Source organism: Geobacillus sp. 47C-IIb, assembly GCF_014679705.1.
Lineage (GTDB): Bacteria > Bacillota > Bacilli > Bacillales > Anoxybacillaceae > Geobacillus > Geobacillus thermodenitrificans.
In genome coordinates, this window is the sequence record NZ_CP061473.1 from 1,810,141 (window position 1) to 1,821,950 (window position 11,810).

9 protein-coding genes are annotated in these 11,810 nt (G+C 52.6%); all 9 read right to left on the minus strand.

All coding sequences use genetic code 11. From position 1 onward, the window contains the following. Positions 1–64: 64 nt before the first annotated feature. Positions 65–1,660 (minus strand): CTP synthase, encoded by a 1,596-nt coding sequence (locus tag IC804_RS09190; RefSeq protein WP_008880723.1) that lies wholly within the window; start codon positions 1,658–1,660, stop codon positions 65–67. A gap of 165 nt (positions 1,661–1,825) precedes the next feature. Beyond that, positions 1,826–2,383 carry a DNA-directed RNA polymerase subunit delta gene (gene rpoE / locus IC804_RS09195; RefSeq protein WP_011888412.1) on the minus strand — a complete coding sequence of 186 codons (558 nt, stop codon included), beginning with the start codon at positions 2,381–2,383 and terminating at the stop codon, positions 1,826–1,828. 292 nt (positions 2,384–2,675) lie between these two features. Further along, complete coding sequence (gene icmF / locus IC804_RS09200) at positions 2,676–5,933, minus strand: fused isobutyryl-CoA mutase/GTPase IcmF (RefSeq protein ID WP_060476312.1); 3,258 nt, start codon at positions 5,931–5,933, stop codon at positions 2,676–2,678. A gap of 17 nt (positions 5,934–5,950) precedes the next feature. After that, complete coding sequence (locus IC804_RS09205) at positions 5,951–6,583, minus strand: TetR/AcrR family transcriptional regulator (protein WP_008880726.1); 633 nt, start codon at positions 6,581–6,583, stop codon at positions 5,951–5,953. Continuing rightward, the gene (locus IC804_RS09210; protein WP_008880727.1) at positions 6,584–6,721 is read right to left on the minus strand and encodes a hypothetical protein; all 138 of its coding nucleotides are present in this window, start codon (positions 6,719–6,721) and stop codon (positions 6,584–6,586) included. It lies immediately after the preceding gene. Positions 6,722–6,801: 80 nt separating this feature from the next. Beyond that, positions 6,802–7,944 carry an acyl-CoA dehydrogenase gene (locus IC804_RS09215; protein ID WP_011888414.1) on the minus strand — a complete coding sequence of 381 codons (1,143 nt, stop codon included), beginning with the start codon at positions 7,942–7,944 and terminating at the stop codon, positions 6,802–6,804. Between the two features lie 49 nt (positions 7,945–7,993). Continuing rightward, positions 7,994–9,136 carry an acyl-CoA dehydrogenase gene (locus IC804_RS09220; protein ID WP_008880729.1) on the minus strand — a complete coding sequence of 381 codons (1,143 nt, stop codon included), beginning with the start codon at positions 9,134–9,136 and terminating at the stop codon, positions 7,994–7,996. A gap of 48 nt (positions 9,137–9,184) precedes the next feature. Then, entirely contained in the window at positions 9,185–10,036 is an 852-nt protein-coding gene (locus tag IC804_RS09225; RefSeq protein ID WP_011888415.1) for a 3-hydroxybutyryl-CoA dehydrogenase, read from the minus strand. A 474-nt stretch (positions 10,037–10,510) separates the two neighbouring features. After that, positions 10,511–11,689, minus strand: coding sequence for an acetyl-CoA C-acetyltransferase (locus IC804_RS09230; protein ID WP_029761114.1), 1,179 nt, complete (start codon positions 11,687–11,689; stop codon positions 10,511–10,513). Positions 11,690–11,810 lie beyond the last annotated feature (121 nt).

The window sequence follows — 11,810 nt, forward strand, 5'->3', positions numbered from 1 at the left end:
AAAACAGCTTGTCGACTTTGTCGACAAGCTGAACGGTGTCCGACAAACGGACACCGTTTTTTCGTCACTGTTTTAGCGACGCTTTGACAAACTCGCGGAACAGCGGCTGCGGCCGCGTCGGACGCGAAGTGAACTCCGGATGGAACTGAGCAGCGACAAACCATGGATGGTCTTTCAGCTCAATGACTTCAACAAGCCGTCCGTCCGGGCTTGTGCCAGAGAAGACGAAGCCATGCTCTTCCATTAAGTTTCTGTATTGGTTGTTAAATTCGTACCGATGACGATGGCGTTCATAAATGACTTCATCGCCGTACGCAGCATGGGCAAGCGTCCCTTCTTGCAGCTTGCACGGGTACAAGCCGAGACGGAGCGTACCGCCTAAATCTTCGACATCTTTTTGTTCCGGAAGCAAGTCGATGATTGGATGCGGCGTATTCGGGTCAAATTCAGCCGAATGGGCGCCGGTGAGGCCGACGACATGACGAGCAAATTCGATCGAAGCGAGCTGCATCCCTAAGCAAATGCCTAAGAACGGCACACGCTGTTCACGGGCATAGCGAATCGCTTCAATTTTCCCTTCAACACCGCGGTCGCCGAACCCGCCCGGAACGAGAATGCCATCAGCATCTTTTAACAGCTCGGCCACATTGTCGCGCGTCACATGTTCCGCATTGACCCATTGGATGTCAATGTCCGTATCAAACGCATAGCCGGCATGACGGAGCGCTTCAACGACCGAGATGTAAGCGTCCGGCAGTTCGACGTATTTGCCGACGAGGGCGATTTTCGTCGTTTTCGATAAGTTGCGCACTTTCTCCACGAGCGCTTTCCATTCCGTCATATCCGCTTCGCGGCAGTTGAGGCGCAAATGTTCGCAGACGATTTGGTCAAGCTTTTGTTCTTGCAGCATGAGCGGAACAGCATATAGCGTATCCGCGTCGTACGATTCAATGACCGCTTTCGGGTCGATATCGCAAAATAGTGCAATTTTGTCTTTCATTTCTTGTGGCATCGGCATTTCCGTGCGCACGACAATGATGTTCGGTTGAATGCCGAGGCTGCGCAGTTCTTTCACGCTATGCTGCGTCGGCTTCGTTTTCATTTCTCCAGCCGCTTTAATGTACGGCACGAGCGTACAATGAATGTACATGACATTTTCGCGGCCAACATCGCTCTTGATTTGACGAATGGCCTCCAAAAACGGAAGCGACTCGATGTCACCGACTGTACCGCCAATCTCCGTAATCACGACATCGGCGTTCGTTTCCTTCCCGGCGCGGAAGACGCGCTCTTTGATTTCATTCGTAATGTGCGGGATGACTTGCACCGTACCACCTAAGTAGTCGCCGCGCCGCTCTTTACGGATAACGGCGGAATAAATTTTTCCGGTGGTGACGTTGCTGTATTTGTTCAAATTAATATCGATAAACCGCTCATAATGCCCTAAGTCTAAATCCGTTTCCGCGCCGTCATCGGTGACAAACACTTCACCGTGCTGGTACGGGCTCATGGTTCCTGGGTCAACGTTAATGTACGGGTCAAACTTTTGGATCGTCACGTTCAATCCACGGTTTTTCAATAGTCGCCCGAGCGACGCAGCCGTAATTCCTTTTCCTAGCGAAGAAACGACACCGCCCGTCACAAAAATGTACTTTGTCATCTTGTCTTCCCCCTTGCCGAAATTACAGTAACAGTTTCAGTGTTTGCGAAAGGCGCAAATAAAAAACGCTCCACTTACGATATGTAAGGGAGCGATTATTCCATTCGTCCGTTTTTTAAGAGCCCAACACACATTGTACCGAGTTCCCTCGGCAAAGTCAAGCGGTTATTCGTCTTCCTCTGTCTCCTCGAGATCGAGATCTTCGTCAAGCGGCTCTTCGTCCAGTTCAAACTCTTCGTCATCGAGCACGTCGTCTTCAAAATCGACATCTTCGTCAAGGTCGAACTCCTCATCTTCAAGCAGCTCTTCGTCGTCGACCTCAAGCTCTTCGTCATCGTATTCATCGAGATCGTCATAATCAAGATCTTCTTCGTCAAGCAACTCTTCGTAATCGTCGTATTCGTCATCAAGCACTTTTTTCTTCTTCTTCGGCTTGACAATCGTCACCGTTTCGTCTTCGGTCTGGTCAAACGGATACCATGCGCGCAGCCCCCAGACGTTTTCCCCGACGCAAATAAACCGTCCGTCGATGTTTAAATCAGTGTAATACTGGGCAAGCCGCGCGGCGATGTCGTCCTCCGTTGCGCCGGTCAATGCCGCTGCTTCACGGACGATTTGGTCAAACGGCAGCGCCTCCCGCTTATTAAGCAAAATGAGGTTCGCCAACTCGACGAACGACATCTCCTGCAATTCCTCTGGCGAGTATTGCTGCTGCAGGCTCAAATTCAGCACTCCCCTTCTATATAATGAAACAAATGAATGCAAGTGGAATACATACCATTCATTATAAACAAATTGGTGGCGTTTATGCTAGCTATTTAGCGAAAAAAGCAAAAAGAGGACCGCCTCGCAGCAAAGGCAGCCCTCTTTCCGACCTATCCGTCCAATGAGATACATTTTATTCCAATAACATTTCCCGTTTTGACTCTAGGAGAGCGAAGAATCATAAGCGGTTGTATAGTGCCGGTCAAAGGGCGGATCGCCGCCGCTGACGGAGGCCGACGAACACGCTTTCCTACATATTCCGTCGGTATTGCCCGCCGACTTCGTACAACGCGCGGGTAATTTGCCCGAGGCTGGCCACTTTGACGGTTTCCATCAATTCTTCGAAAATGTTACCGCCACTAATTGCCACTTGTTTTAAGCGCTCGAGCGCCGGGCCGACTTTGTCTTTGTTCCGCTCTTGGAATTCACGCAAATTGCGGATTTGCAGCTCTTTTTCTTCATACGTCGCCCGAGCGAGCTCAAGGTTGTTCAGTTCATCTTCCGACGGCGGGTTCGGATTGAGGAACGTATTCACGCCGATAATCGGCAGTTCCCCGCTATGTTTTTTCGTCTCGTAATAGAGCGATTCGTCTTGAATTTTACCGCGCTGATACTGCATTTCCATCGCTCCGAGCACGCCGCCGCGGTCGTTTAACCGCTCGAACTCTTGCAAGACCGCTTCTTCGACGAGGTCGGTGAGCTCCTCAATAATGAACGAGCCTTGGAGCGGATTTTCGTTTTTCGCTAGGCCAAACTCTTTTGTAATAATGAGCTGGATGGCCATCGCCCGGCGGACCGACTCCTCGGTCGGCGTCGTAATCGCTTCGTCATAAGCGTTCGTATGGAGCGAATTGCAGTTATCATAAATCGCCAGAAGCGCCTGCAAGGTCGTACGAATGTCGTTAAAATCGATTTCTTGGGCGTGAAGCGAACGGCCAGACGTTTGAATATGGTATTTCAGCTTTTGGCTTCGTTCATTGGCGCCGTATTTTTCGCGCATGACGACCGCCCAAATGCGGCGGGCGACACGGCCGATCACCGAATATTCCGGATCGAGGCCGTTGCTGAAGAAAAACGACAAGTTCGGCGCGAAATCATCGATATGCATGCCGCGGCTTAAATAATATTCGACGTACGTAAAGCCATTGGCGAGCGTAAACGCCAGCTGGGTAATCGGATTCGCCCCAGCCTCAGCGATATGGTAGCCGGAAATCGACACTGAATAATAGTTCCGGACACGATGCTTAATGAAATATTCTTGAATGTCGCCCATCATTTTTAAGGCAAAATCGGTCGAGAAAATGCACGTATTTTGTCCTTGGTCTTCTTTTAAAATGTCGGCTTGCACCGTGCCACGCACCGTTTGCAGCGTCGCGGCTTTCACTTGTTCGTACTCTTCCGGCGTAAGCGGACGACCAAGCTCTTGTTCCCGCTTTTCGACTTGTTGGTCGATGGCCGTATTCATAAACATTGCCAGCAAAATCGGAGCCGGACCGTTGATCGTCATCGACACCGATGTAAGCGGGTCGCACAAATCAAACCCTTTGTACAGTTTCTTCATGTCATCCAGCGTACAAATGCTGACGCCGCTTTCCCCAACTTTGCCAAAAATATCCGGTCGATAGTCCGGATCTTCGCCGTAGAGCGTGACCGAGTCAAATGCCGTGCTAAGCCGTTTCGCTTTGTCTTCTTTGCATAAGTAGTGGAAGCGACGGTTGGTGCGCTCCGGCGTCCCTTCGCCGGCAAACTGACGCTTCGGGTCTTCCCCTTGACGCTTGAACGGGAAGACGCCAGCCGTATACGGGAATGAGCCAGGGACGTTTTCTTTATACACCCAGCGCAAAATTTCCCCGTAGTCTTTAAATTTTGGCAAGATGACTTTCGGAATGTCCAAGCCGGACAACGTTTTTGTCGTCAGCTCAGTGACGATTTCTTTATCACGCACTTTTGTCACAAGTTGCTTGGCGGCATATTTCGCCTTCGTCTCTTCCCACGTCGCTAAAATACGTTTCGATTCCGGCGTCAGCTTCGCTTCATAATCGGCTTTGAGCGTCTCGAGCGCGCGGATGACATCGTCAGACTCGCCGCGCTCATTGGCCGCTTCAATCGCCCCTTCAATTTGGAACAAGCGGCGCGCAATCTCCACCTGCTGTTCGGCGCGGCGATGATACGAACGCACCGTCTCAGCGATTTCACGCAAATAATAGCGGCGCTCATTTGGAATGATGACGTTATGCTTTTCAACGTTGGCAACCGTATTTAAACTTGTCTTCCAGTTCGTCCCTGTTTTCCGGTTGATCGTATCGACGAGTGCGACAAAGAGCGTATTCGTGCCCGGATCGTTAAACTGGCTGGCGATCGTGCCGTATACCGGCATTTCCGATACGTCGCGATCAAACAGCTGGCGGCTGCGCTGATATTGTTTTTGCACTTGCCGTTTCGCATCTTCTGACCCTTTGCGCTCAAATTTGTTAATCGCGATCAAATCGGCGTAGTCGATCATATCGATTTTCTCGAGCTGCGTCGGCGCTCCGAACTCGCTCGTCATCACATACATCGAGACATCGCACACTTCAGTAATGGCGGCATCGCCTTGGCCGATCCCGCTCGTTTCGACAATGACGAGATCAAACCCGGCCGCCTTGACGACCGAAATGGCATCGCGAATCGCCGGCGACAGCTCGGAACGGGAATGGCGCGTCGCCAGGCTCCGCATATAGACACGCGGCGAATGAATGGCGTTCATCCGAATTCGGTCCCCTAACAGCGCGCCGCCTGTTTTTTGCTTCGTCGGGTCGACGGATAAAATAGCGATCTTGATCTCTGGGATTTCATTTAAAAAGCGACGGACGAGCTCATCAGTGAGCGAGCTTTTCCCCGCACCGCCCGTGCCGGTGATCCCGAGCACCGGTACGCGTTTTTCCATCGTCTTCACTTGCTCGATAGCAGCTTCAGCCGCAGCAGCTGCCTCTTGGCCTGCCTCAGTGCGATATTCACACAGCGTAATGAGCCGGGCGATGGCTTGCACATCGCCGGTTTGGAGCCGTTCGATTTCATCCGTCACGGCCGTCACGGTTGGAAAATCACATTCTTCAAGCATCACATTAATCATCCCTTGCAAACCAAGGCGACGGCCGTCTTCCGGCGAGAAAATGCGGGCAATTCCGTACTCATGCAATTCCTTGATTTCGCGCGGGATGATCACGCCGCCCCCGCCGCCGTAAATGCGGATATGAGGCGCCCCCCGCTCTTGCAGCAAATCATACATATATTTAAAAAATTCCATGTGGCCGCCTTGATAGGAGGAAACGGCAATGCCTTGCACATCCTCTTGGATGGCCGCATTGACGATTTCTTCAACGGAGCGGTTATGGCCTAAATGGATGACTTCGGCGCCGCTCGCTTGCAAAATGCGGCGCATAATGTTGATGGACGCGTCATGGCCGTCAAACAAGCTGGACGCTGTCACAAAGCGAACATGATGCTTCGGACGATAAATATGCGCCATCATCTCTCCCCCTTTGTTCAAGCTTTCTGTTTCTCCATAATCCCCTTTAATAAAAACTCCGTCTGACATTCAATATATTCTTCGAGCGTATACATTTTCCGCAGCGCCCAACGACGGAACGCCCACATTTGCCCAAGCACGATAATGTTGTGGGCAAAGAGGCGAATCTCACTTTCAGAAAGCTGCAGCGCACCGCTTTCGACGCATGTGCGCAAAATATGCTCGAAAATAGCCGTCATATCAAGCTCTTTATTGAGAACGTATGGGAGCGATTCTTTGCTTAACGCCTTCAACTCTTGGTACATGACGAGCACTTCGTCGTCGAGTTCATCAACGACACGAAAATAGTGAGCGATCGCACGCCGCAATCCTTCAATCGTGCCATGATGATCGCCAAGGTCTTGTTCGGTCCGCTCCCGCACCTCGTCGTAAATGCGGTCACACACTAAATACAAGACATCTTCTTTTTTGCGGATATACTCATATAGTGTGCCAATGCTAAATCCGGACGCTTTGGCGATTTCCCTCGTTGTCGTTTGGTAGAAACCTTTTTGTTTAAAAAGGGAAATCGCCCCTTTAATCATTTCGTTGCGGCGTTTTTTCACGAGCTTTTCATCTTTGACCGATGCGATCACTTCCCGTTTTTTCATTTACGTTCCTCTCCCCCATTCCCGTTTAGCAGCTAGGCGGCGCACCACCCGACTGCCCGTTGCGGCAGAACGAGACATGTCGTGCGGTACACCCCCGAACTCATTGCCATGACCCGCACGGCACGTCCCCGAAATCACGAAGATCCCCCTCGCAGCAGCACATAGAGCGCGCTCCTTGAAACGGCTGCTGCGATTCAAACGTTCAAGCGCTGCTATCATTAATCGCGCGTCAACATCCGCGAAATAACGAGGCGCTGAATTTCTTGTGTCCCTTCGTAAATTTGCGTAATTTTCGCATCGCGCATAAACCGTTCAACTGGATAGTCTTTCGTATAACCGTTGCCGCCAAAGATTTGCACCGCATCGACAGTCACTTTCATCGCCGTGTCGCCGGCAAACAGTTTTGCCATCGCCGATGCCTTGCCGTATGGCAAGCCGTTTGACTCGAGCCATGCCGCTTGGTATGTCAACAGCCGAGCCGCTTCAATGGCTGTCGCCATGTCGGCGAGCTTAAAGGAAACCCCTTGCTGTTCAGCGATCGGTTTACCGAATTGGACGCGCTGTTTCGCGTAGTCCACAGCGGCATCCAACGCTCCTTGAGCGATGCCGACCGCTTGGGCGGCGATGCCGTTGCGGCCGCCGTCTAACGTCATCATCGCGATCTTAAACCCTTCCCCTTCTTGACCGAGCAAGTTTTCTTTCGGGATGCGGCAATCTTCAAAAATGAGCTCAGTCGTCGGCGACGAACGGATGCCAAGTTTCTTTTCTTTTTTGCCGATTGAAAAGCCCGGCGTCCCTTTTTCGACGATAAAGGCGCTGATCCCTTTATGCCGCTTTTCCGGATCAGTGACGGCAAAGACGACGTAAATCTCTGCCTCGCCGCCGTTCGTGATCCATACTTTCGAACCGTTTAACACGTAATGGTCGCCGTCTTTGATGGCACGCGTTTTCATCGAGGCGACATCAGACCCTGCTCCCGGCTCGGACAGCCCGTATGCTCCGAGCTTTTCCCCGGTTGCCAAAGCGCGCAAATACTTCTGCTTTTGCTCTTCCGTGCCGAACTTATAAATCGGCCAGCTTGCAAGCGAAATATGGGCGGAGAGCGTCACCCCGGTCGAGGCACAGACGCGCGACAACTCTTCGACCGCAATGACATACGCCAAATAGTCGCTGCCGATGCCGCCATACTCTTCCGGCCACGGGATGCCCGTTAAGCCAAGTTCGGCCATTTTGTTGAAAATGCTGCGGTCAAACCGCTCTTCCTCATCACGCTCAGCGGCCGTAGGCGCCACTTCGTTTTCGGCAAATTCACGCACCATTTTCCGCAACATTTCATGTTCTTCGCTCAATTGAAAATTCATCGCTTCATTCCCCCGTTTTCTATAAAAAATCCTCTTCCCCTTGTTTTGATTACTGTTTGGTCAGTTGCTTGCTAATGACAATCCGCTGGATTTCGCTCGTCCCTTCGTAAATTTGCGTAATTTTCGCATCGCGGAACAGCCGCTCGACCGGATAATCTTTCGTATAACCGTTGCCGCCAAAAATTTGCACGGCTTCGATGGCATTATCCATCGCCGTTTGCGAGGCAAACAGTTTGGCCATCGACGCTTCTTTGCCGCACGGCAAGCCTTGAGCGCGCAACCAAGCGGCGCGGTAGACGAGCCATTTCGCCGCTTCCGCCGCCGTTGCCATATCAGCAAGCTTAAAGGCCACGCCTTGCTGCTCGGCAATTGGTTTGCCAAACTGCACCCGTTCTTTGGCATAGGCCACAGCATGTTCGACCGCTGCTTCCGCAATGCCAAGCGCTTGGGCAGCGATGCCGATCCGGCCGACATCAAGGTTGGCCATAGCAATTTTAAATCCTTCCCCTTCTTGGCCGAGCAAGTTTTCCGCTGGCACCTCAGCGTCGTCAAACGTGATTGTCACCGTCCGCGATCCGTGCAACCCCATTTTCTTTTCATCTTTGCCGATCTCCATACCCGGCGTCCCTTTTTCAACGATAAACGCGGAAATGCCGCGGCTGCCGGTTTCCTCCGGATTCGTGCGGGCAAACACGATGTACGTGTCCGCTTCTCCACCGTTGGTGATGAAAATTTTTGAGCCGTTCAACACATACGTATCGCCGCGACGCACCGCTTTTGTCTTCAAGCTTTTCGCATCCGAGCCAGCACTCGGTTCGGTGAGGCAAAACGCCCCTAAATACTCACCGCGAGCGAGTTTCGTCACATATTTTTGTTTCTGTTCTTCCGTGCCGAAATACAAAATCGGGTTCGTGCCGACGGACGTGTGCACCGATAAAATGACACCGACCGTCGGGCTCACTTTCGAAATTTCATGGATAGCGATAATGTACGAAAGAAAGTCCATGCCTGCGCCGCCGTACTGTTCCGGAACAGTGATCCCCATTAAGCCGAGCTCGGCCATTTTAGCTAAAATCGGGCGCGGAAATTCTCCTTGCTCCATGCGCTCAACAAACGGAGCGATTTCCGCTGCTGCAAATTCGCGCACCATTTGCCGCATCATTTCTTGTTCTTCCGTAAACCGAAATTGCACGGGACATCCCCCTTTTTCATGTTGTTTGTCAATGTTGCCTCTATCTACTTACTCGTACGTGTAAAATCCGCGCCCCGTCTTGCGACCAAGCCAACCAGCCTTGACGTATTTGCGCAACAGCGGGCACGGGCGGTACTTGTCGTCGCCGAACCCTTCATGAAGCGTTTCCATAATGTATAAGCACGTGTCCAATCCGATAAAGTCAGCGAGCGTGAGCGGCCCCATCGGATGGTTCATGCCAAGTTTCATCACTTCATCGATCGCCTCTTTTGTTGCTACTCCTTCGTACAAAGCGTAAATCGCTTCGTTAATCATCGGCATGAGTACACGATTGGAAATAAAGCCTGGAAAGTCGTTTACTTCAACCGGTACTTTGCCAAGCGTCCGGGTGACCGCTTCGATCGTCTCGTATACCTCATCAGCCGTCGCCAACCCGCGGATAATTTCCACTAGCTTCATGACCGGCACCGGGTTCATAAAGTGCATGCCGATTACTTTGTCTGGCCGCTTTGTCGCCGCTGCGATTTCCGTAATCGGAAGTGACGACGTATTGGAAGCTAAGATCGTCTCCGGGCGGGCGATTTTGTCCAACTCGGCAAACAGCTTCGTTTTCACATCCATGTTTTCGACAACGGCTTCGATGACAAGGTCAGCGTCGGTGGCATCATGCAAGTCGGTGGAACGGGAAAGCCGCGACAGCGCCGCGTCCTTGTCCGCTGCCGCCATTTTCCCTTTTTCCACTTGGCGAGCGAGCAGTTTTTCAATGTTCGCGATTCCTTTATCCAATTGCGCTTCGCTAATGTCATATAAAAGTACGTCATAGCCGGCGACAGCACATACTTGAGCAATACCTGATCCCATTTGACCGGCACCGACGACCATGATTGTTTTTACGTCCATGTTCTTATCCCCCATCTATGTGTATTTCTGAAAAATGAACGTGCAGGATATCCGTTAGTTTTCCGGCGGCCGATGCCGCCGTTTCAACCTCGATAGGTATAGCAGCGACACGCTGCATCCCGCCCTATAGCCGCAACATGAGGTACACTGCCGCACCGTGCGCTCTTAGCATTGCTCCGAAAATATGACTCCGTTTCATGACTTCGTCACTGAACGACAAGGCAGCGGCAGGCGGCCTCACCTACCGTCTCGGTCTCCTCACCAAAGGACAGAGGGGCGACAGGTTGTACCCCGCGTCGCGGCCGCATCACGAAGACGAGATCGCAACAGGCCGCTTCCTGTGTCTTGACGACATCCGGCGACAAGTCGTACCCGTTCCTTAGCGACAGCATGATGTCACGCAGGGACAGACGGCGACACCGCCGTCCCCGTGCCGCCATACGAGACGCGAGCTTGTCGCGCTCCCAACACCCCTTATACTTCGACTAAGATGGCGTCACCTTGGCCGCCGCCACTGCAAATCGCGGCGATGCCGAGGCCGCCGCCACGACGTTTCAGCTCATGAATGAGTGTTAAGATGATGCGCGCGCCGCTGGCGCCGATCGGATGACCAAGGGCAACGGCGCCTCCGTTGACATTCACTTTTTCCGGGTCAAGACCGGCGATTTGAATGGCCGCCAATGCGACAGCGGCGAACGCTTCATTCACTTCGAACAAGGCGATGTCATCGACCGTTTTCCCCGTTTTGCGGAGCAGCTCATTAATAACAAGCCCCGGCGTTTTCGGGAAGTCTTTCGCCTCGACAGCGATGGCCGTGTGAGCGACAACGGTTGCAAGCGGTTCGAGCCCTTCGCGGGCGGCGCGCTCTTCGCTCATTAAGACGAGTGCCGCAGCGCCGTCGTTGACGCCCGGGGCATTGCCGGCTGTGATCGTGCCTTGCGGATCGAACACCGGCGGCAGTTTCGCCAGTTTTTCAAGCGATGTGTCTTTTCGCGGCGCCTCGTCATGTTCAACGACAAGAGGGGCGCCTTTACGTTGCGGGATTGTCACCGGAACGATTTCTTCAGCGAGGCGGCCCGCTTCGATGGCGGCGATGGCGCGAATATGGCTGCGGTATGCCCACTCGTCTTGCGCCTCTCGGGTGATGCCAAGCTCACGCGCCGAGTTTCCGCCGTAAACGCCCATATGAACGCCGGTAAAGCTGCATGTGAGGCCATCATATACCATCAAATCTTTTACCGTGCTGTCACCCATCCGCAGCCCCCAGCGCGCTTTCGGCAACACGTACGGTGCGTTGCTCATCGACTCCATCCCGCCGGCGACGACGACCTCGGCGTCACCTAAACGAATGAGCTGGTCAGCGAGTGTTACCGCACGCATGCCGGATGCGCACACTTTATTCACCGTCTCAGTGCGGACGTGCCACGGAATACCGGCATGGCGCATCGCCTGCCGCGACGGAAGCTGCCCCTGTCCACCTTGTAGAACAGTGCCCAAAATGACATGATCAACTTGTTCTGTGCTTACGTTGGCGCGGGCGAGCGCCTCTTTCACAGCAATGCCACCAAGTTCAGCTGCTGATAACGCTTGCAAAGCACCGCCTAATTTTCCAAACGGGGTGCGCGCCCCGTTAACAATCACCGTTTTCCCCATCATTTCTCTCCCCCTTTTTCATATAAGAAAGCGATTACAAATTACAGACTGAACGTTCGCTCGATGGCGAGGCGAAAGAGAAGGCGTACGACCGTACACCATCTCTTTCACAAATAGAATA